The sequence below is a fragment of the Acutalibacter sp. 1XD8-33 genome, from assembly GCF_003612555.1.
Classification (GTDB): domain Bacteria; phylum Bacillota; class Clostridia; order Oscillospirales; family Acutalibacteraceae; genus Acutalibacter.
Genome location: NZ_RAZF01000030.1, coordinates 13,666 through 35,225 on the forward strand (window position 1 = coordinate 13,666; position 21,560 = coordinate 35,225).

17 protein-coding genes are annotated in these 21,560 nt (G+C 57.5%); 9 read left to right on the forward strand and 8 right to left on the reverse strand.

All coding sequences use genetic code 11. The annotated features are described in order from the left end of the window. Positions 1-458: 458 nt before the first annotated feature. The 3 genes from D7X94_RS14640 to D7X94_RS14650 all read right to left on the reverse strand — a co-directional run bounded on the left by D7X94_RS14640 (position 459) and on the right by D7X94_RS14650 (position 6,994). Positions 459-2,600 carry a glycoside hydrolase family 3 C-terminal domain-containing protein gene (locus D7X94_RS14640; RefSeq protein WP_120428408.1) on the reverse strand — a complete coding sequence of 714 codons (2,142 nt, stop codon included), beginning with the start codon at positions 2,598-2,600 and terminating at the stop codon, positions 459-461. Between the two features lie 805 nt (positions 2,601-3,405). Further along, positions 3,406-5,427 (reverse strand): beta-galactosidase, encoded by a 2,022-nt coding sequence (locus D7X94_RS14645; protein ID WP_120428409.1) that lies wholly within the window; start codon positions 5,425-5,427, stop codon positions 3,406-3,408. A gap of 466 nt (positions 5,428-5,893) precedes the next feature. Then, on the reverse strand, positions 5,894-6,994 hold the full coding sequence (locus D7X94_RS14650) for a glycoside hydrolase family 172 protein (protein WP_120428410.1): 1,101 nt from the start codon (positions 6,992-6,994) through the stop codon (positions 5,894-5,896). A gap of 204 nt (positions 6,995-7,198) precedes the next feature. Between D7X94_RS14650 and D7X94_RS14655 the strand changes: the two genes are divergently transcribed. Further along, entirely contained in the window at positions 7,199-8,221 is a 1,023-nt protein-coding gene (locus D7X94_RS14655) for a stage V sporulation protein AD (RefSeq protein ID WP_120428411.1), read from the forward strand. Between the two features lie 416 nt (positions 8,222-8,637). On the opposite strand, the gene D7X94_RS14660 is transcribed toward D7X94_RS14655, so the two are convergent. After that, positions 8,638-10,038 (reverse strand): radical SAM protein, encoded by a 1,401-nt coding sequence (locus D7X94_RS14660; RefSeq protein WP_120428412.1) that lies wholly within the window; start codon positions 10,036-10,038, stop codon positions 8,638-8,640. Between the two features lie 284 nt (positions 10,039-10,322). Between D7X94_RS14660 and D7X94_RS14665 the strand changes: the two genes are divergently transcribed. The 7 genes from D7X94_RS14665 to D7X94_RS14695 all read left to right on the forward strand — a co-directional run bounded on the left by D7X94_RS14665 (position 10,323) and on the right by D7X94_RS14695 (position 15,939). Next, positions 10,323-10,979, forward strand: a complete 657-nt coding sequence (locus D7X94_RS14665; RefSeq protein WP_199715131.1) for a ParA family protein — start codon at positions 10,323-10,325, stop codon at positions 10,977-10,979. Between the two features lie 677 nt (positions 10,980-11,656). Further along, positions 11,657-11,863, forward strand: coding sequence for an ATP-binding protein (locus D7X94_RS14670; protein ID WP_120428413.1), 207 nt, complete (start codon positions 11,657-11,659; stop codon positions 11,861-11,863). A gap of 16 nt (positions 11,864-11,879) precedes the next feature. Next, the gene (locus D7X94_RS14675) at positions 11,880-12,926 is read left to right on the forward strand and encodes a 3-methyl-2-oxobutanoate dehydrogenase subunit VorB (RefSeq protein ID WP_243111337.1); all 1,047 of its coding nucleotides are present in this window, start codon (positions 11,880-11,882) and stop codon (positions 12,924-12,926) included. Next, positions 12,923-13,720, forward strand: a complete 798-nt coding sequence (locus D7X94_RS14680) for an alpha/beta fold hydrolase (protein WP_120428414.1) — start codon at positions 12,923-12,925, stop codon at positions 13,718-13,720. Before D7X94_RS14675 ends, D7X94_RS14680 begins: the two co-directional genes overlap by 4 nt. A gap of 129 nt (positions 13,721-13,849) precedes the next feature. Continuing rightward, positions 13,850-14,617: a thiamine pyrophosphate-dependent enzyme gene (locus tag D7X94_RS14685; protein WP_120428415.1), complete on the forward strand. Its 768-nt coding sequence runs from the start codon at positions 13,850-13,852 to the stop codon at positions 14,615-14,617. Positions 14,618-14,622: 5 nt separating this feature from the next. Next, positions 14,623-15,144, forward strand: a complete 522-nt coding sequence (locus D7X94_RS14690) for a 2-oxoacid:acceptor oxidoreductase family protein (RefSeq protein ID WP_120428425.1) — start codon at positions 14,623-14,625, stop codon at positions 15,142-15,144. A 3-nt stretch (positions 15,145-15,147) separates the two neighbouring features. Continuing rightward, a complete protein-coding gene (locus D7X94_RS14695; RefSeq protein WP_120428416.1) occupies positions 15,148-15,939 on the forward strand; it encodes a Cof-type HAD-IIB family hydrolase in 792 nt (263 codons plus the stop codon). Between the two features lie 257 nt (positions 15,940-16,196). Here the strand turns inward: D7X94_RS14695 and D7X94_RS14700 are convergent, their stop codons facing one another. From D7X94_RS14700 to D7X94_RS14710, 3 genes are read right to left on the reverse strand one after another with little or no spacing between them, the layout of a single operon-like run. After that, positions 16,197-17,249 carry a Gfo/Idh/MocA family protein gene (locus D7X94_RS14700; protein ID WP_120428417.1) on the reverse strand — a complete coding sequence of 351 codons (1,053 nt, stop codon included), beginning with the start codon at positions 17,247-17,249 and terminating at the stop codon, positions 16,197-16,199. A 16-nt stretch (positions 17,250-17,265) separates the two neighbouring features. Further along, the gene (locus D7X94_RS14705; RefSeq protein ID WP_120428418.1) at positions 17,266-18,183 is read right to left on the reverse strand and encodes a TolB family protein; all 918 of its coding nucleotides are present in this window, start codon (positions 18,181-18,183) and stop codon (positions 17,266-17,268) included. Then, on the reverse strand, positions 18,171-18,596 hold the full coding sequence (locus D7X94_RS14710) for a heme-binding protein (protein WP_158591045.1): 426 nt from the start codon (positions 18,594-18,596) through the stop codon (positions 18,171-18,173). Before D7X94_RS14710 ends, D7X94_RS14705 begins: the two co-directional genes overlap by 13 nt. A gap of 935 nt (positions 18,597-19,531) precedes the next feature. On the opposite strand from D7X94_RS14710, the gene D7X94_RS14715 reads away from it, so the two are divergent. Further along, complete coding sequence (locus tag D7X94_RS14715; RefSeq protein ID WP_120428420.1) at positions 19,532-20,245, forward strand: class I SAM-dependent methyltransferase; 714 nt, start codon at positions 19,532-19,534, stop codon at positions 20,243-20,245. 81 nt (positions 20,246-20,326) lie between these two features. Here D7X94_RS14715 and D7X94_RS14720 read toward each other — a convergent pair whose 3' ends face one another. Then, positions 20,327-21,481, reverse strand: coding sequence for an aldo/keto reductase (locus tag D7X94_RS14720; RefSeq protein WP_120428421.1), 1,155 nt, complete (start codon positions 21,479-21,481; stop codon positions 20,327-20,329). Positions 21,482-21,560 lie beyond the last annotated feature (79 nt).

A 21,560-nucleotide genomic window follows, 5' to 3' on the forward strand; every position in this document is an offset into this window, starting at 1 on the left:
ACATCCTTTCAATAAATAGATATCGTATGGCGGAAAATATTTACAGGATCTGGCGCCTGGCAAAAGAAACCCCGGGCGCATTTCCTGCGTCCGGGGCGAAAATCTTTCGATTACGCGGTACCACCCGTGATTTCAGCATGAGCTCTCACCCATGCCCTCAAAACCTCTGACAAGGCCCGGCGGTTAACGCCGCCACGCGTCCCGGGCTTATTCAGGAAAGCAACATGGAAGCCGGAGGCATGAAATCAATCCACCCGCAGAAAACCACACTGCCCGCCTTTTCGGCCGGGAGACTCAGGGATCAGGATACGCGCCACGCCACCTGCCTGCTCGCACCCTCCGCAGGCTCTCTGAAAGGCTCTCATGGCGCCTTCTTCCCGTCACAGTCTTTCCTATATTTATCTTAATTATACGAGGAAACAACCGGTTTGTCAAGAGAAAAAGTGGGCGGCTGAAATTCAGCAGGGAGAAACTACCACGAACCTTCCTTCCAGAGGGGCTTGCCCCAGCAGGACCGTACTGCGGACGTCAGGCTGGCTTCCACCTATAAACAGGGTAAAATCACCTGGCTCCACAACCCTATGGCCGTCCTCCTGGACCACTGCCATAGCTTCGGGGCGAATTTCCAGGGAGATCCGGCGGCATTCCCCAGCTTTCAGACGCAGGCGGGTGAAGGCGCACAGGCTCCACCTGGGCCGGGACACGGAGGCCTCCTCGTCCCGGATGTAGCACTCCACCACCTCGTCCCCGTCCAGAGCGCCAGCGTTGCTGACCGTAACCTCCAGGGTGAGGGCCTCTCCGGTACAGAGGCTGGTCTTGCTCAGGACCAGATCGCTATATTCGAAGCGGGTATAGCTCAGGCCAAAACCAAAGGGGTAGAGAGCCTGGCGCTCCATATAGCGGTAGGTGCGGTTTTTCATAGAGTAGCTGGTGAAATCAGGAAGCTCTTCGGTAGAGCGGTAAAAGGTGACAGGGAGACGGCCCGCCGGATTGTATAGGCCGAAAAGTGTCTCCCCGATAGCCAGGCCACCCTGCGCCCCAGGATACCAGGCGTCCAGAATGGCGTTGACATGTTCATCGGCCCAGCAGAGCTCTACAGCGCTGCCCGCGCAGAGCACCGCGACAGTGGGCGTCCCCGTGGCACAGACCGCTTCCAGGAGGGCCTGCTGCCGTCCGGGCAGAGAGATGCTGTCCCGGTCGCCGGAACCATAAGAGTTATTGGCGTCTCCCTCCTCACCCTCCAGGGTTTCGTCTAGTCCCAGGACCACAATTGCCACATCGCTATGCTTGGCGGCAATAACAGCCTCGGAAAGCCGGTCGTCCGGATAGGCCAGACCCTCCACCCGGTCTTTCCATTTGTGGCAGCCCTGAGAGTAGTGGATACGGACGTCCTCCCCGGCCACCCGGCGGATTCCCTCCAGAGGAGTGATGTACTCCGAGGCGGTGCCGTGGTAGTTCCCTGGAAGCATGGCCCTGTCGTCGGCGTTGGGACCGATCACCGCGATGCTGCGGAGCTTGGACCGGTCCAGTGGGAGAATGCCGTCGTTTTTCAGAAGCGTCATCCCCTTGCGGGCAGTTTCCCGGTTGATCTCCCGGTGTTCGGCGCAGTCATTTTTCTCATAGGGGATGGCGTCATAAGGGTTGTTCTTGCAGAAAAGGCCCAGCTTTATGCGGGTGGACATCAGCCGGATGACGGCCCGGTCCACCAGCTTTTCGGGGATCAGCCCCTTCTCCACCGCTGCCAGAACGTAGGCGTACACAGAGCCGCAGTTCATGTCGCAGCCCTTTTCCAGGGCCAGCTTGGCGGATTCCTCCATGTTCTGGGTGACGCCGTGGTGGTTGTGGAAATCCGCCAGCGCCCCGCAGTCGGAGACGTAGTGGCCGGTAAAGCCCCACTCGCCCCGGAGGATCTCCTCCATCAGCACGGAGTGGGCACAGCAGGGCTCGCCGTTGGTGCGGTTGTACGCGCCCATGACGGCCTCCACGTGCCCCTCCTTCACGCAGGCCTCGAAGGCGGGGAGATAGGTTTCCCACAGGTCCTTGGGGGAAACCTCCGCATCGAAACCGTGGCGGAGGCTTTCGGGCCCGCTATGCACAGCGAAATGCTTGGCGCAGGCGGCGGATTTCAGAGACTGGGGATTCTCCCCCTGTATGCCTTTGACGAAGGCCACGCCCATGCGCCCGGTGAGATAGGGATCCTCGCCGTAGGTCTCGTGGCCCCGACCCCAGCGGGGATCTCGGAAGATGTTCACATTGGGGCTCCAGAAGGTGAGGCCCTTGTAGATGTCCCGGTCCTCCTCGCCGCTGTAGGCGTTGTACTTGGCCCGGCCCTCGGTGGAGATCACGTCCCCCACCTTTTGAAGTTGCTCCTGGTCAAAGGTAGCGGCCAGGCCGATGGCCTGGGGGAACACGGTGGCGGTGCCGGCCCGGGCCACGCCGTGGAGGGCCTCGTTCCACCAGTTATAGGCAGGGACGCCCAGGCGGGGGACCGCCGCGCTTTGATAGGTGAGCTGGCTGGCCTTTTCGTCCAGGGTCATCTTTGCGACCAGATCTTTGGCCCGTTCCTCAATGGGAAGGCTTTCGTCCAAATATTTTTCCATGGGAGACTCCTTTTGTTAGATGATAAATTTGATGTGATATGGGGGCGGCAAAATTCCAGCTGACTGAGAGGGGAGAGCCAGACACATTGGCCGGTCCAGCGGGCTTTACGCTGGCTGGGAGTTTGAGGGCGCGCAGCCCTCAAGGTCTTTTCCCTTGACCTTACCTCCTGAGAAGCGCATTTTTGAAGTGTGAATAATAGCTAACACTCGCTCTGCTCGGTTAACTATCCGAGTTTTGCAAAGCAAAACTCTTGCAAGAGGAAACTTTTTGCAAGAGAAAAAGTTTCCTGGAAGCCGGAAGCAGCCAGCGCTATGTAGCTTCCGTTCGCTTTGCAAATGCAAAGCGAAACAGGGGTTCTCGCCTGGTCTCGTCTGCCGACTCGGTCGGGTCAGAAAGGTCTCCACTGGAGACCTTCCCCGGCTCGGTCGGTTCGCAGCGTTGTCTGCAATACTTGGCTTTGCCAAGTATCCGGCAGAACGCTCCCCCCCCCCGACGAGGGGCGCTGGTCCCCTGTGGGGACCGTTCAGCGCCGACCGAAGCGGAAGCGTAGCCCCCCTACGCAAAACGTCCCACCGGGACGTTTATGCTACCCTCCTGCGTTGTTTTCTCAGGTTGTCAAGGTCAAGACTGTGGGGCTCCGCGCTCCACACCCCCGCCAGCTTAAGACCAGCTGGACCGGTCAATGTTGTCCATCGTAAACCTTCACGACGAATGAAATGAGGAGTGATATTCGCGGTCCAGGGGCGTTAGGCCCCTGGCAGGGGTTTGGGGACAGCGTCCCCAAGGTCTTACGTCCCCACGGCCTTACGCGCCGTGTGCCCGGCGGACCAGGAGCGCGTCGAAAGGCTCGAGCTCTCCGCCCACGGCCGTTCCGGTGAGCAGGTCCGTCTCCCCCGCGAAGCATTTGGGCGCGGGCTGGGGGGTCCCGGTGAGGTTGAGAATGAACCAGTACTCCCGGCCGTCCACGGTCCGGCAGGCAATTTCCAGAGGCGTCTTTTCTTTCATGAGAGGGAGAACTCCGGCGGTTTCCGCCAGCTGGTCCAGGATCTTCCCCAGTCCCCCTTGATCCGGTTGGGAGCCTACATAGTAAACCGTCCCCTTGCCGAAGCTGTTTTTCGTCACAGCGGGGGTGCCCGCGTAAAAGTCCTCCCCATAACAGGCCAGGGCTTCCGCTCCTTCTAAATGGAGGATGTCGCAGAGCAGGCCGCACCGGAATTCCGTCCCATCGGCAAATTTCAGGATGTTGGACTGCTCCGGGGCCAAGGCGTCGATCTCCTCCGCCCACACGCCGCAGAGCTTCCGCAGGGGGCCGGGGTAGCCCCCAAGATGTACGTTGTCGCTCTGGTCCACAATGCCGCTCATAAACCCGGTAATCAAAGTCCCGCCGTTCTTTACATAGGTTTCCAGGGCCTCGGCCATGCCCTCTTTCACCATGTACAGCACCGGGGCCACGATGGCCTTATATTTACTGAAGTCTCCGTCCACAGGGACCATGTCCACAGGAATATGCTGTTCGTAGAAGTACCGGTAGTATTGATGGAGCTGCTCCTCATACCGGAGATCAATGCTGGGGCCGCTGGTGTATTCCAGGGCCCAATAGTTGTCCCAGTCAAAGAGGATGCCCACCTCCGCCGGATTTGCCGCTCCCAGAAGTTCCCCGCCCAGAGAGCGCAGCTCCGCGCCCAGCTGGGCGCACTCTTTAAATACCCGGGTTTCCTCGCTGCCGGAGTGGGAGATCACCGCTCCGTGGAACTTTTCGCAGCCTCCCCTGGACCGGCGCAGCTGGAAGAATTGGATGGTGTCCGCCCCATGGGCGATGGTTTGGTAGCTCTGGGCCCGCATCTGGCCCGGGCGCTTTAAAGAGTTATAGGCCTGCCAGTTTTGCTGGCTGGGGGTCTGCTCCATAAGCATAAAGGGTTGGTTCTTGAGGCCCCGCATCAGGTCATGGCGCATGGCGGTCAGGCTCCAGGGGGTATTGTAGGCGGGGTAATTGTCCCAGGAGACGATGTCCATCTCCTGGGCCCATTTGAAATAGTCCAGGCCCTTATAGGTGCCCATCAAGTTGGTGGTGATCACCGCGTCCGGGTCCACAGAGCGGATAGCGTCCCGCTCCAGCTTGTAGTTTTCCAGCAGGCTGTCGGATATAAACCGGTCATAGTCCAGGGAGATGCCCGCGAAGGCGGTTTTTCGGTTCCACTCGGAGCCCATGCCGTCGGAAAGGTTGTTTGGGGCCACGATCTCGTCCCAGTCGTAGAAGGTGTGGCCCCAGAACTCCGTGTTCCAGGCCTGGTTCACCGCGTCCAGAGTGCCGTACTTTTTCCGCAGCCACACCCGGAAGGCCTTTTCACAGGTTTCGCAGTAGCAGCCAGCGTTGTATTCGTTGCTGACATGCCAGCAGACGATATGAGGGTTGGAAGCGTAGCGCTTGGCCAGCTCCAGAACCAGATTCCGGGCGAATTTCTGATAGACCAGGCTGTTGGGGCAGTGGTTGTGCCGCTGGCCGAACTTGTGGCGGCGGCCGTCAAAATCCACTCGGGTAACCTCTGGGTAGCGCTTTACCATCCAGGCGGGCATAGCCCCGGTGGAGGTGGCCAAGACGATGTCATAGTTTTCCCGGCTGAGCATGTCCACGATATCATCAAGCTCTGAGAAGTCGTAGGACTCCTCGCTGGGCTGGATTTTTGCCCAGGAGAACACGTTGATGGTGGCCGAGTTGATCCCAGCCTTATGAAAGAGGCGCATGTCCTGGTCCCAGACCTCTCTGGGCCACTGGTTGGGATTGTAGTCGCCGCCGTAGAGGATACGACTGAAGGGAGTTTTTGCCATGGTGTTGTCCTTTCTGGTGAGGAATTTTGGGTTTTGTGGGGGGAACGGCGCGCGGGACAGTTGGTCGCCGATGTTTTGCGAAGCAAAACTCGGATCGTTAACCCAGCGGAGCGAGTGTTAACTATGATTTACCACTTCAAAAAATGCGCTTCTCAGGTGTTAAGGTCAAGGGAAAGACCTTGGGTAATCCGGTCTCGCCTGGTCCCGTCTGCCGGCTCGGTCGGTTCGCGGCGTTGTCTGCAATACTGGGCTTTGCCAAGTATCCGGCAGAACGCTCACCCCCAAGCCCCTGTGAGCTTTTGAAGAAAGCTAAGACTTCGCAGAGCGAAGTCTGCAAAACTTTTATGGCTGTTAGGTGAGCTTCGGAAAACATTATAAAACGTTCACGACGAATGAAGTGAGGAGTGGGTAAAAGTTTCGTCCACCTTTTCAAAGGTGGCGAGGTGTGGAGCAGAGCTCCACGACCTTACCGCGGCCAGCGGTCTTTGGCGGGGGCCAGGGCGGGGAAGGCCTGGTGAGGCTCTGCCTGATACCAATAGGCCACGCTGGAGACGTCGTCCTGGCGCTCGAAGAGCCCGCCGTAGCATACGCCGATCTGCTGCACCGTCACCCGTAGATCCTCCTCAAAGAAGATGGGGTCCGGGATGTGGAACCGGTAGAAGCCCCGCATGGGGGGTACGTCGTCGTTGTGGTAGGGGTTCCAGGTAACCTCGTCCCGGTTGGAGTAATAGGGGTAGCCCAAGTAGGGGGTGCAGTAGGTCTGCTCCACGGTGCGGCCGTTTTCCTGCTTGGCAAAGCTCCAGGAGCCTCCGAAATAGTCCTCTGTGCCTGTGCCGCAGATGGTGGGGTAGTCCCGGTCCCCGTCAATGTAGAATTTGAACTCGCCCTCGCCCCACCAATAGCGTTCCAGGGTTTGCAGGGCCAGGTAGGTGCCCACATAGACGCCCCTGCCTTTGACGCCCTCCAGGACGGTGTAGTCCTTCCCCAGCTGGGTGAACCTTTCCCGGTTCCAGCGAGCGTGGAAATAGGCGGCGTCCGCCGGGAGTGCGTCGTAAAGATTGTAGTCTACCTGGTAGAAAAAGGCGGGGATTGGGTTCTTATGCTGGTTTTCCACCTCGATCACCGCCCGCTTTCCAAAGGGCATGGGGAAGTAGCAGTTCAGGCCACGGGAGGGAACCGCGGAGATGGGGGCGCTGTTTACAAGGCATTCCCGGCCAAAGCCGCAGCAGAAGAAATCTCCCAGAGGAGCTTCTACAGAGGGAATGTCCTCCCCGTCCCAGTACATACGCAGCACCAGGTCCCGCAGAACGAAGCAGTCTGCGTCCGAGGTCTTGTTGTCCACGGTGATCCAGATATGCTGAATGATCCCGCAGCCCTCAATATCCGCCAGCACCGTACGGGAGCCGGGTTGGAGGTCATTGAGGCAGGGCTTGCCCTTGCGCCCTGTACCCAAGTGGCTGGCCGCCATACCGCCCCGGCCCTTTTCGCCCCGGGGGTTTTCGGCGTTGATGCTGCGGCTTTGGCCGTGGGGGGCGAAAGGAATTTGGTTAAGGTCAAATGAAAACATAATAATCCTCCTGAAAATTGTTGGGGTTTCCGACTTTAGTATAGCGGAACGGCACTGGGAAAGCAAGAGAAATTCTCCCCAATTTTGGAGCTTGGGAAAAATTTTTGTAAAACTCCAGCCGGAGGGAAGCAAAGAGGAATATTCTTTCGGCGGCGGGACAGACTGCTTGATATTGAGAAAAATAAAAAGCGGAGAGGGTGACATATGAAACGGATTGGCAGACAGACCTTGGAGTTTGGAGGGCCGTCCGGCATACCGGATGGGCTTCCCAGTATTTTGGGCCGGGGAGCCATAGGCGGGAAAAAGGAAGCGGCGGGGCCTCTGGGCGGGGATTTCCACCAGACCTTTGACGATGGCCGGCTGAACACACAAAGCTGGGAGAAGGCGGAGGCACAGCTACAAAAAGAGGCGGTGTCGGTAGCCCTGGCCAGCGCGGGATGCCAGCCCCAGGAGATTCAGATGATTTTCGCCGGGGATCTGCTGAACCAGTGCATTTCCTCTACTTTTGGTCTGCTGGACTATCAAATTCCCTTTTTGGGCCAGTACGGAGCCTGCTCTACTATGGCCCAGACCCTGCTGATGGCGGCGGTAATGGTGGACTGCGGCGCGGCGGAAAAGACGGCGGCGGTTACCAGTTCTCATTTCTGCTCGGCGGAGCGGCAGTTCCGCACGCCTTTGGAATACGGAGCCCAGCGGACTCCCACCGCCCAGTGGACAGCCACGGCGGCAGGGTGCGTGATTGTGGGCAAAGGGGGCAGAGTAAAAGTGCTCCACGGCCTGGCAGGCAGGGCGGTGGACCTGGGCGTGAAAGATCCGGCCAATATGGGAGCGGCCATGGCGCCGGCAGCGGCGGACAGTATCTATCAGTATCTGACAGATACAGGAACCCAGCCCAAGGACTACGACGGGATTTTTACCGGCGATCTGGGAATGGTAGGCAGCCAGCTGCTGTTGGAGACATTGAAGGACAACGGCATTGATCTTGCCCCGATGCATAATGACTGCGGCCTGATGCTGTTTGACCGGCAGAGCCAGGATGTGCATGCCGGGGGGTCAGGGTGCGGATGCTCAGCCAGTGTGCTGTGTGGGCATCTGCTGAACCGGATGGAGCGGGGCGAGCTGAAGAATATCCTGTTCTGTGCCACAGGGGCTCTGATGTCTACAACCTCCCAGCAGCAGGGAGAGGCAATTCCGGGGGTGTGTCATATTGTACACCTGCGCGTATAGGGAAAAGGCATTGTTAACTATACTACCCCAAAGTATACTTTTTAAGAGATGGCGTGCGCAGCCACTTGTCTCTCAGAAAGTATAGTTAACGCAGTTCAAAAGAGGTCGAATCACCTCTTTTGAACCAGGCGGCGCAGCAGCCGCTGTGCCGCCTAGCTTGGAAATCGGTATATACCGATTTCCAAGTGTGTTTACTATAAACACAAATCCTATTGGTACAGCTTCTTAGTTCACTCCACAGAAAGTAAAATTTAAAAGGAGGTTCGTTTACTTTTTTACTCCCAAGTGTGAAATGACGGAATCGTATCTTTATTAAAACTAAAGAAAGCGCCGCAGACATCCCTGCCCGCAGCGCCTTTTCAGTTTGCTGATATTCTCGGAGCCGTCTGCCGTCAGAGTACGCTCAGACGCTTTGCTTAAACCGCTGCCTTGTGTCTCTCAGCTTCACTCCCTGACTGTCGCGTCAGCTTCTCCTGGCAGGAGCACTGCCAAAGCCGCTCCGCCGTAGGCGCCCAATCCTGTGCGTAGGCCGCGCACTTATCACACAAATGCTCCGCGCTCTCCGGGGACTGCAAATCCGTGGAATGTGCTCCGGTCTTTTCCACCATCTCCCGCAGCTTCTCCGGATTCTCCAGCATGGGGCAGGGGCGCAGGTGATTGCCGTTAAAGGGCTGGCCATCGTGATAAGCCATGAAGATGGGGGAGCGCAGCACGTCCAGCAGGCTCATGTCCCTGATATTGGCGTTGGAGTAGTGGATAAACACGCAGGGGTCACAGTCGCCGTTGGCGTTGATATGGAAATACCGCCGCCCGCCCGCGATGCAGCCCTGGACGAACTCGCCATCATTCTGGAAGTCCATGGCGAAGATAGGCTTCTCCCGCCGGGCCTCGCGAATCTTGTGGTACATGAACTCCCGCTGCTCCGGGGTGGGGAGCAGGTCGGGTACAGCGTCGTTCCCAATAGGCATATAGTGGAAGTACCACACAAAGGCCGCGCCCCATTCTATCATCTGATCAAAGTATTCGTCGCTGCTGATGGATTCAAAATTCTGGCTGGTGTAGCAGCAGCTGATGCCGAAGGGCAGCTTCTTCCTCTTGAGCAGGGCCATGGCATCCACTACCTTTTTGTAAGTACCCAGACCCCGGCGGCCGTCGGTGGCGCTTTCAAAGCCTTCCACACTGATAGCCGGAATAAAATTTTTCACATCCAGCATGGCGTCGGCAAATTCCTCGTCAATGAGGGTAGCATTGGTAAAGCACAGGAACTGGCAGTCGCTGTGTTTGCGGCAGAGAGCAATCAGGTCGTTTTTTCGCACCATAGGCTCGCCGCCGGTGTAGATGTAGATGTATACCCCCAGCTCCTTGCCCTGGGTGATGATGCTGTCGATCTCGTCAAAAGAGAGGTTCAGCTTGTTGCCGTACTCCGCCGCCCAGCAGCCGGTGCAGTGCAGGTTACAGGCAGAGGTGGGGTCCAGCAGGATAGCCCAGGGAATGTTGCAACCATATTCCTCCCGCAGTTCCTCCTGCCGGGGCCAGCCCACCAGGTTGCCGTTGATGATGAAGTTCTCAAAGGTGGCCTTGAGCACGTCCTTGTCCGTCTTGGTGAAGATGCGGTACATGAGCTTATGCATGGCACAGTCCGGGTCCTCAATGACCTTACGGAATACCGCCCGCTGTACCGGGAAACCACGGTCCCCTGCCGGGGCGAAGCGGTCAACCCAATCCATGAGCTTGGGCAGATTCTCCTCCGGGTCCCGCTCCATGTAACTGAAGGCTTTCTTTAAACCATAGCGCACGATTTTGTTTGATGTATCCATAATATAACCTCCTGATGTTGTGGGGGAATTTATGAATATCATTATAGCGTCTATGCCGGCCGACAACAATCGACAAAAAACCGCCCCTGTCAAAAAATTAGACAAAGGCAGTGTTTTGTAAAAAGGGATACTTTCTAAAAGGCAAGTGTGTAAAACCACTTTCTTTTAGTAAAGCACAACATTCTATCCCTTGGGTGGCAAAGTGAACTGGCAAAATCTCCGCCGGTTGAATTTTCTAAAATAATGTGTTATACTGCTATATAAAAGCGAAAGGAGGCTTCTCCATGTCTATCACCATCCTCTGCGGCCATTATGGCTGCGGCAAGACGAACTTGGCTCTGAACCTGGCCTTGGAAGCGTTGAAGTCCGGCCCAGTCACTCTCGTAGATATGGATGTGGTGAACCCCTACTTTCGTTCTTCAGAATACCGGCCGCTTCTGGAAGCCCGCGGCGTCCGGCTTATCGCGCCGGTTTTTGCGGGCACTACCCTGGATACCCCTACCCTGTCCCCGGAGCTCTTCCGGATTTTCTCTTTGGAAGCCGGCCAGGTAATCATCGACGCCGGTGGAGATGACGCTGGCGTAACGGCTTTGGGCGGCCTGAGCGCCCGTCTTTCAGAAACAGGCTATGCCATGCTCTATGTCGTAAACCGTTACCGAGTTTTTTCCCAAACACCGAAAGAAGCCTGCCAGCTCCTCCGGGAGATTGAGTCCGCCAGCCGTTTGAAGGCTTCCGGCATTGTGAACAACTCCCACCTGGGGGTAGAGACCACCCTGGAGGACCTGCTTGCCGCCCGACCCTTTGGAGAGGAGACCGCCCGGCTCACGGGCCTGCCCCTGCTATACTCCACCGCCCCGGATTTCGCCCTGAACGGCACCCCGCTTCCGGCGGGCTTCCGCGCGGTGAAGCGCCTGGTCACGTTCCCCTGGGAGGCTTCCTAAGACCTTGGGGGCTCAAGAGTTCGCAAAGCGAACTCTCCCCAAACCCCCGCAAGGGGCCTAGACGCCTGAGACTTGGCTACGTCAAGTCTTTGACCGCGCAATGTCACTCCTCACTCCGTTCGTCGTGAAGATTTTGGTGTTTTGACGAGCTAACCTAACAACCGTAAAAGTTTCGTCGTCTCACCTGCCGGTTCGGTCGGCGCTTGACGGTCCCCACAGGGGACCAGCGCCCTTTTCAAAGGTTGCGAGGTGTGGAGCAGAGCTCCACGGTCTTGACCTTAACACCTGAGAAGCGCATTTTTGAAGTGTGAATAATAGCTAACACTCGCTCTGCTCGGTTAACTATCCGAGTTTTGCAAAGCAAAACTCGTGTCACGCCGCGAAACCAAGTCTACGTCTCGCACCTGCTTGGCGCGGTGTGCCCCGCTCGGGTTCGTCCGAAGGACGAACCGCCAGGAGAAACGGGCAAAGCCCGTTTCTCCGCGGCCATTTTGCGGCTTGCCGCAAAATGCGAGCGGGGCGGGTGCGGAGAAAGCCAGCGCCGTGGGTGGGCGTACCAGCTAAAATGCACTTTGGACCCGTTGAAATCTTGCCCGGCTGCCGCGCCTGGCGAGCCCCTTATCAAAAAACACTTTTTATTTATAGTATATTATTCCCATAGAAAAGGAGGCCTTGTCATGCCGAAGATCATCGTGGACGAAACCGTCTGCAAAGGCTGCGGGCTGTGCGCCAACGCCTGCCCCCTACATATTATTGCCCTGGAAACCGGTCGTCTGAACTCTAAGGGCTACCATCCCGCCCGTCTTGTGGAGCCGGACAAGTGCGTGGGCTGCGCCGCCTGCGCCACTATGTGCCCGGATACCGCGATTACTGTGGAAAAGTGAAAGGTGGATTGAATCTATGAAGGTACTGATGAAGGGAAACGAGGCTCTGGCCGAGGCCGCCATCCGCTCGGGATGCCGGCACTTCTTCGGCTATCCCATCACGCCCCAGACCGAGCTCGCCGCCTATATGTCCAAGCGGATGCCTAAAATCGGCGGCACCTACCTCCAGGCGGAGTCGGAAATCGCCGCCGTGAACATGGTCCTGGGGGCCTCCGCCGCCGGGGTCCGGGCCATGACGTCCTCCTCCTCTCCCGGCATCAGCCTGAAGTCCGAGGGCATCTCCTACATGGCCGGCTCCGACCTGCCCGCGCTGATTATCAACGTCCAGCGGGGCGGGCCTGGGCTGGGGGGCATCCAGCCCTCTCAGGCGGACTACTGGCAGGCCACCAAGGCCACCGGCCACGGGGACTTCCAGATTCTGGTGTTCGCCCCCTCCACTGTGCAGGAGATGGTGGATCTGGTCAGCGGGGCCTTCGACGCCGCCGACCGCTGGCGGATGCCCGCCATGATTCTGGCCGACGGAATGCTGGGCCAGATGATGGAGCCGGTCACCCTGCCAGAGGAGGACGGGAAGCCCCTGCCGGAGAAAGACTGGTGTGCAAACGGCCACCAGGACCGGCGGGAACACCATGTGATCAACTCCCTCTACCTCACCCCCGACAAGCTGGAGGATCTGGTGGTGGAGCGCTACAAACGCTACGAGCAGGTGAAGGCCCAGGAGCAGCGGGCGGAGGAATATCTTGTGGAGGACGCAGATACCGTGATCGTGGCCTACGGGGCCTCCTCCCGGGTGGTCCGCAGCGCGGTGAACAAGGCCAGGGAGCAGGGGAGGAAGGTGGGGCTGATCCGGCCCATCACCCTGTGGCCCTTCCCGGTGGACGCCTTGCAAAAGGCCGCCGCCCACGCCAGGAATTTCCTGGTGGTGGAGATGAGCATGGGCCAGATGGTGGACGATGTGAAGCTCAGCATTGACTGCAAAGTCCCCGTCCACTTCTTCGGCCGCACGGGGGGCATCATCCCCACCCCGGCGGAGGTGCTGGGGGAGATCGAGAAGCTGGCATGAGCCCAGTGGAGAAACTCCGGGCAGATCTTGGCGGCACTGTTCTGGACTGCGTCCGCTTCGGCCGGGGGGACCGTCCGCTGGTTATGCTTCCCGGCCTGAGCGTGAAGGGGGTGCGGGAGGCCGCGCTTCCCCTGGCCTGGATGTACCGGAGCTTTGCCAAAGACTACACGGTCTATGTGTTTGACCGGCGGGATTCTGTCCCGGCGGGCTGCACCATCCGGGACCTGGCGGAGGACACCGTCCGGGGGATGGAGCGGCTGGGCCTCTCCCAGGCGGATGTGTTCGGGGTGTCTCAGGGCGGGATGATCGCCCAGGAGCTGGCGATCCGGCATCCCGCTCTAGTCCGCAGGCTGGTGCTGGCGGTCACGGCCTCCCGGCCCAACCAGGTCATGAAGGAGACCCTGGCCCGCTGGATGGAGCTGGCCCGGCGGGGGGACTGGCCGGCTCTCACCGTGGACATGATGGAGCGGATGTACTCCGCCTCCTATGTGAAAAAATACCGCTGGCTGTTCCCCCTGCTCTCCAGAATGGGAAAGCCCAGGGACCCAGGGCGGTTCATCGCCCTGGCGGAGGCCTGCCTGACCTGCGGCAGCTACCCGGAGCTCTACAAAATCACCTGCCCGGTCCTGGTGCTGGGAGGAGTGGAGGACCGGGTGCTCACAGGACGGGCCTCTGAGGAAATCGCGGAAAAGCTGGGCTGTGAGATTCATATGTATGAGAATTTGGGCCACGCCGCCTATGACGAGGCCCCGGATTTTAACCGCCGGGTCCTGGCCTTTCTCCGGGGTGGCTGACCGGGAGGGCTCTGTACGCCGGACTTTATAGTGGAATTGGTGGGAGAGCTGCTCTCCGAGGGCATTGGCTTTTTGGTGGAGCGCTTGACCAAGCATCGAAAAAATAAACGGGAAAGGAAGAATTGATCTATGCCGATCGTATTTCAAAAGCCCCGCGCCCTCACGGACGCCCCCCTGCACTACTGCCCGGGCTGCACCCACGGCATCGTGCACCGGCTGGTGGCCCAGGCCATGGACGAGCTGGGCATTGAGGGCCGCACCGTGGGAGTGGCCTCTGTGGGCTGCTCCGTCATGTGCTACGACTATTTTGCCTGCGACATGGTCCAGGCGCCCCACGGCCGGGCCCAGGCGGTGGCTACGGGCCTGAAGCGGGCCCGCCCGGACAACGTAGTCTTTACATACCAGGGGGACGGCGACCTGGCCGCCATCGGCACGGCGGAGACCGTCCACGCAGCCACACGGGGGGAGAACATCACCGTCATCTTCATCAACAACGCCATCTACGGCATGACCGGCGGACAGATGGCCCCCACCTCCCTGCCGGGACAGATCACCCAGACCACCCCCTATGGCCGGGACACGGACACCGCCGGCTACCCGGTGAAGGTCTGCGAGCTGCTCTCCACCCTGGACGGCGTGGCCTTCGCCCAGCGGGTGACCGTGGACTCCGTGAAGAACGTGAACACCGCCCGGAAGGCCATCAAAAAGGCCTTCCAGAACCAGCTGGACGGCAAGGGCTACTCCATTGTGGAGGTGCTCTCCACCTGCCCCACCAACTGGGGCCTCTCTCCGGTGGAATCCCTCCAGTGGCTCCGGGAGAACATGCTCCCCTACTACCCCCTGGGCGTCTATAAGGACGTGGACCAGGGCGTGAAGAAAGGGGGCGGGGCGCTGTGAAGGACATGAACATTGTTTTCGCGGGCTTTGGGGGCCAGGGCGTGCTCTTCGCCGGAAAGGTGGCTGCCTATGTGGGCCTGATCGAGGGTCAGGAGATCTCCTGGCTGCCCTCCTACGGCCCGGAAATGCGGGGCGGCACCGCCAATTGCAGCGTGTGCATCTCGGAGAACCCCATCGGCTCGCCCCTGGTCACCAACCCCAACGTGCTGGTGGCCATGAACCTGCCCTCCCTGGACCGGTTTCTTGACGCGGTGGAGCCGGGGGGCACGGTGATCCTGGACAGCTCCCTCATTGACCGGGAGATCTCTCGCACCGACATCACGGTCCACCGGGTGCCCGCCTCCCGTTTGGCGGAGGAAAACGGGCTCCAGGGCTTGGCCAATATGATTCTCACAGGCAAGCTCTTCCGGGAGTTTCCCTGCTCTCCCGACGCTCTGGATCAGGCCATCCAGAAATGCGTTCCCGCCCGCAAGGCCCAGATGCTGGACCTGAACCGCAAAGCCGTGGCTCTGGGCGCTGAACAGTAGCTTATGATAAAAGTCGTATTCAGCGATGTGGACGGCACCCTGTTGGATTCCAGCCACCGGATGTCCCCTGCTACCCGGGAGGCAATCTGCGCCGTACAGGCCAGGGGGATCCCTTTTGTGATTGTTTCCGCCAGAAGCCCTTCCGGCGTCTACTCCATTTTAGAGGACTACCACTTTTCCTGCCCGATTGTATGTTACAGCGGCGCGCTGGCTCTGGACGAAGCCGGAAAGACGCTGTTCCATAAGGGCATGGAGAAGCCCCTGGCCAACCGGATCGTCCGCTGCATCGAGGCCACGGGCTATGACGCCACCCTCTGCGTCTACTCCTTTGACCAATGGTTCGTCAAGGACCGGAAGCATCCCCGGATCGTCCGGGAGGAACACATCGTAAAGACCCAGGCCGTGGAGGGCACAGTGGATTCCGCCTCGGCGGACGAGATCAGCAAGATCCTGTGCATGGGCACGGCGGAGTTTACCCCGGACCTGGAGGCCCGGCTGCTCCGGGAGTTCCCGGAGATCACGGCCACCAAATCCTCAGATTCCGGCTTGGAGATTATGGCGGCCGGCGTGACCAAAGCCGCCGCTGTGAAAGCCCTCTGCGGGCTCTGGGGAATCCCCTTACAGGAAGCCGCCGCTTTCGGGGATAACTATAACGATGTGGAAATGCTGGAGTTGGTAGGCCATGGCTATCTCATGGGCAACGGACCGGAGGAGCTGAAGACTCGGCTTCTTCTCCACGCTCCCGGCAATGACCAAAACGGCGTTGCCCGCGTCCTGTCCGGGCTGATCTCATAAAAATAGACCCACGGAAATCGGAACAAAGGAAAATTACATCAAAAAACCCAGGCAATTTCAGCGCCTGGGTTTTTCCTTATCCAGCATTGGATGCTTTCTGAGAGACAAGCGGCTGCGCACGCCATCTCTTAAAAAGTATACGATTTTCGAGCAAATGCAGTGGGGAGAAGTAATCTGGCGATTGGCAAGTTTTCACAACGCCATTCCCCGGCTGAATTTGCCGGAAAAGGGAATGCAAACGCCTATTGGTACGGCTTCTAATACTCAATCTCCATCCACCGACGCTCTTGTGCAGATTTCATAGCGGTCTCTATCACCGCCAGGGTATTATGCCCATCAATGCCGGTAACGATGGGCGCGCGCCCCTCCACAATGGAGTTCACAAACTCGTCGATGACCCCGCTCTTTGTCTGGTTCTGGTTAGTCTGTATGCCTCCCACGGTGTACTTCACCTGGATACCGTCCCGCATCTCCAGCACGATGTCATCGGCGTAGTCGCCAAAAATCTTCATCACGCCCTTGGTGCCGTAGATGACCGAGCTGTTGTCCTCCTGGCCGTAGTTGGTCCAGCTGAAGTGCATGATGCCCGACAGGCCGTTCTCCACGTCGAACAGGCATACCACGTTATCCTCCAAGTCTATTAGCGAGCCGTCCTCATAGCGCTTGTCCAGGGTGGAGGTGCTGGCGAACACATTCTTTATTTCGCTGCCGGTGAGGTAGCGGATAAGGTCTATCTTGTGCGCCCCTAGGTCGCCCATCACGCCGAAATGGGCCTGGTCTCGCCGGAAGAACCAGGTTGCGGCTCCCGGGTCGGCGGACCAGGTCTCCGGCCCGGCGTGCTTGAAGTTGCACTGGAAGAACAGCAGGTCCCCAATGGCTCCGCCATGCAGCAGCTCGTGGGCTTTGGTGTGCGCTCGGATGAGCCGCTGGTTATGGCCTAGCATGAGTATCTTTCCGCACTCTTTTTCTGCCTGGAGCATGGCCCGGGTCTCCTCCAAAGTTTGGGCCATGGGCTTTTCGCAGAGCACGTGCTTGCCCGCCTTCAGTGACTTGATGGTAGCCGAGGCGTGGGTCACGTTGGGTGTGCAGATGCTGACGGCATCCACCGCAGGGTCGGCGAGAGCCTCGTCCAAGCTTGCATAGACCCTGCCACCATAAAGCTCGACCAGCTCCTGGGCACGGTTTTGGTTCGTGTCTATCACCCCGGCAATCTCCGCGTTGGGGTTGGCGGCGTACTCCGGCAGGTGTCGCCTCTGGGCAACAGCCCCGCCGCCCAGGACCACTGCCCGGACTATCTTCTGATTTTTCATTTGCTCTCCTCCCAAATCATTCTTCTGAACGTATGCGATATCTCACAAAGGCGAACTTCTTGCTGTCCGGCGACCAGGAGTTCACATTGATGGTTCCCTGCCCGCCGAAAAGCTCCACGATGGTGCGGGTCGGTCCGCCCTCTCCGGGCATGAGTTTCAGGCAGACATTTTTGTGGGGTACATGCTCCCCAGGCTCAACATCGCCTTTTTTGTAACCCAAGGCAACCACCCATTTCCCGTCAGGAGAGATGTGAGGGAACCACATATTCCAGTCCTCCTCAAAGGTCATCTGGGTCTGTTCGCTGCCGTCCACCCTCATGCAGAACGCCTGCATGAGCCCAGCCCGCACAGAGTTGAACCAGATATACTCCCCAGTGCTGTCATATTCCGGCCCATCGTTGAGCCCCGGAGCATCGGTGAGCCGAGTTTCAACTCCGCCATCTGCCGGGATGGTATAGATGTCAAATTTCCCGCCCCTTTCGGCGCAGTAGGCCAGGGATTTTCCGTCCGGAGACCAGCCGTGGAGGTAGCTGGGGGCCATAGGGGTGATGAGCTGGGGCGTTCCCCCGGTCAGCGGCACAGTATAAATCCGGGACTTGCCGTCCTCTATGGTCTGGTGGCTGACGGCAACGCTTTTCCCGTCCGGGGACAGCACATGGTCGTTATTACAGCGGTCCACAAAGCCGGTTTCAATCAAGACGCTTTCCTTTGTCGCAAGGTCAAATTTGTAAACCAGGCCGTTACTGTTATACACCAGGGAAGCGCCATCCTTACTCCAGTTTGGAGCTTCAATCACATAGGGAAATTCCGCAAGGGTTTCGATCTCCTCGGTATTCACATCGTATGTCTGCAAAATGGACTCATCCCGGGAACGGTCCCAAATGCTTAGAATATTCTCGGGGATTTTACTGAAATCGTGTTTTACTCTTTGCATGACAGCCCCTCCTTATACGCCTCCAGCGCCTCAATCAATAGCTCATGATCCTCCAGCTCCGGCAGGCCCAACACGCAGACGCTGCCCACAAGCTCTACGTTCACCACAATGGGGAACCCGCCGGGTTCCGGGCAGTATTGGGAGTAGTCAGACAACTCCTCATACATACCGCTCTCCTCTTGGAGCGCCGCTGCCAGCATGAAGCCAACTCCGGCATTTTGCACTATACGCTCCTTTTTGCGCAGCCACTTGGCCTCATCCTTTTTGTCCATCAGGTACTGGAACACCACCAGTCCCCCCAACTGTATACGAATGCCCAGGATCTCCATTGCCAGGTCATAGGCGTATGGATGGTTGAAGAAAGTGAAATGGTAACGCTCCTCCTGCCTTCTGAGTTCTTCTACGGTCGGCATAATTTTGTCCCCTTTCATTCTGGTTTTGCTTGTGTCAATTATAACGCATCTTTGAAAGATTGTATTGTATATTTGTTCTGAATATATCAATTTGGCTATTAAAATGCCGTTGAAATTTTGCCGCAGCTCTACTACAATAAACAACACAAGGAGTGAGACTATGGACCACAACAAAAAAAGCACTTCCCATGTTGACTACTCCCGGTCGGTTTTGGAGAGCATACGGCGCTTTATCCCTGGCAGCGAGCCCCTCTATATGGCCATGAACGCCCCGCTTCAGAGATGGGCAGTTCCCGGTCACCGTGGGGGACATGTCCCTGCACTATTTTGACCGCAAAAAGACGGTGCGGGTTATGGAAGAAATCAAGCGGGTTTATCTCCCGACGGTGTTATGCTGGCAAGGATTTCCAGCATAAACGATAGGGGCTACGGCGTGAGCAGCAGAGAAATTGAGCCCCGGTTTTACGATCACGGCGGCTATGCCCAACGATACTTAAACGAACAGGACGTTAAAGATTCCTTTGGACTGATTGGCAAATGTACCTTCCGGGAGACCGCCATGACTCGGCGGGATTCCTACTACTCACGCCCAAAGAATATTATGAGATTCGCGCTGAGAAAGCACACTACCGAGCGCTGTCCTCCCCCACAAAATAATTCTTCTGGCTCGCCGGGAAGCGTATCACAAAGCTGAACTCCAACAGTGCCGCCGGAGCAGGTGATAGGGGAAATCGAGAACAATGTGAAAGTTGACTTTTAGACGATTCCGTGCTACGATTTCTTCAATCAAAAAGGTATGAAAAATTTGAAAGGAGTGGGGTCTGATGATTTACACGGAGCCTTTTTCAACGAATTACAACTATACGTTGGATGTAATATCATAGGCTGGACAGAATAATCCTTTTTGCTCAGCCGTAACAGAAAGGGTTATCGAAATGGAATATAAAAAGTTGATTAAAAAGCTGAAAGAAAGCGAATATCTTGTCAGTATGACACCTGTTGAGCGCATAGTAGAAATTGGCTATTTGGCGGGCATGAATCCTGGTTCTGCCGTTTTGGATTTGTGCTGTGGTTACGGCGAAATGCTGAAAATATGGTACGAAGCGTTTGGCATTAGGGGAACCGGCGTAGACATTTGTGGCGAGTTTATCGGGACCGGCCGGAAACGCATGGCGGAGAGCGGCATTTCAGCCATTACTCTTATTGAATCAGACATTTTCAAGTGGCAGACAAACGAGAAATTTGACTATGTCTGCTTATCGGGCGAGGATTTCGGCGGGCTTCAAAGCACAATAGAACTGCTGGAGAAATTTGCCAAACCGAATGGCAAGCTGATTATCGGAACGCGGTATTCAAAAGTTCCCGACCCACCAAAAGAACTGATCGATTTTGAGGGTGAAACTCTTCCGTTGACGGAAATCGACCACATAATCCGTTCAAATGGTTACTACATTACCGCCATGGCTTCTGATACTCAGGCGGAGTGGGAACGGTATATTATGTGGAGCGCAAAACGCCACCTTGCAGATTTGAGAGAATCGCCGGAAGATCAATCCCTCCGGGAATGGTGCGACACATGGTATGATATGTACTTTAACTATCGAAAGCCCTATGAGGGGTATATGACCTTTGTGATTGAAAAAATATGATTGGCAGAAGGCCGCTGGGTTGAAACCGGCGGCTTTCTTGTTCCCGTCACCGTTCTCAAAACTATGACGGGAACTCCCGATTTACTCGCCAAAAATTGACTGTGCCTTCTGCATATGCTCCACAATCTTCACCCCAAATGGGCACCGCTTCTCGCACCGCCCGCAGCCAATGCAGTCCCCGGCTTTGACAGCCAGCGCGTTATAATGTTCCCGCACGGTTTCCGGCACCGCATCCTGAGCTTGGCACAAGTCCGCAAACTTGTTGACCGTGGCAATATCAATTCCCACCGTACACGGCGCGCAGTGCCCGCAGTACATACACTTGTCGGTGAAGGCGTGGGCGGGACAGCTGCTCAAGAGCTTCGCATAATCCCGCTCCTCGTTGCTTGCGTTGCAGTACGCCACCGCCTCCATGAGCTGTTCCCTGTCATGCGCCCCAGCCAGCACCGTTGCGACCCCGGGTCGGGTCAGGCAGTAATGCAGGCACTGGTTGACGGTCATAGCCGCGCCGAAGGGAGACTCCTCCGCCTTGAGCAAGGCCCCTCCGCCGTAGGGTTTCATCACCGTGATAGCCACGCCCTGGCTCTCGCAGAGGGTGTATAGCTCCTGGCGCTCCGGGTCGGTGCTGGACAGCACGTCTGGCAGCTCATAGGTGGACATCTCGAAGAGAGTGTCCACGTTTTCGTTGGGCGGCACGATATCATAGGCGGGGTTGACGCTGAACATGATAACGTCGACCACGCCGGACTTCACTGCTTGGATGCCAATACGCGGGTTATGGGTGCTCATGCCGATGTGCCTGATTTTTCCGGCGGCTTTTTGCTCCTTGGCGAACTCGATGACCGGCCCGCCGAACACCTTGTCAAAGTCTTTCTGTTCGTCCACATAGTGGATCATGCCCACGTCTATGTAGTCGGTTTTCAGCCGGCCGAGCAAATCGGCAAAGGCGGGTTTCACCTCGTCCATATTCCGGGTGCGCTTGTACTGACCGTCAATCCAGGCGGAGCACAGGTGCGCCTGGATAACAAATTTTTCCCGGCGGCCCTCCATGGCTTTGCCGAAAGCGTCCCGGACGTAGGGCTCGGGGTTGTAGAGGTCGAAGCAATTCACCCCGGCGTCAATGGCGGCGTTGATCAGGTCAACCCCGTATTCCACTGTCTGATTCACAAAAGCCTCGCTGCCGAGACCGATTTCACTGACCTTGATACCGGTACGGCCAAGAGTTCTGTAGTTCATGAAAGTACCCTCCTATCTCAATATTTGAAATTTGTCAATATATCTCCCGACATATTTTTGTTTTTGTGTTTTTATATCA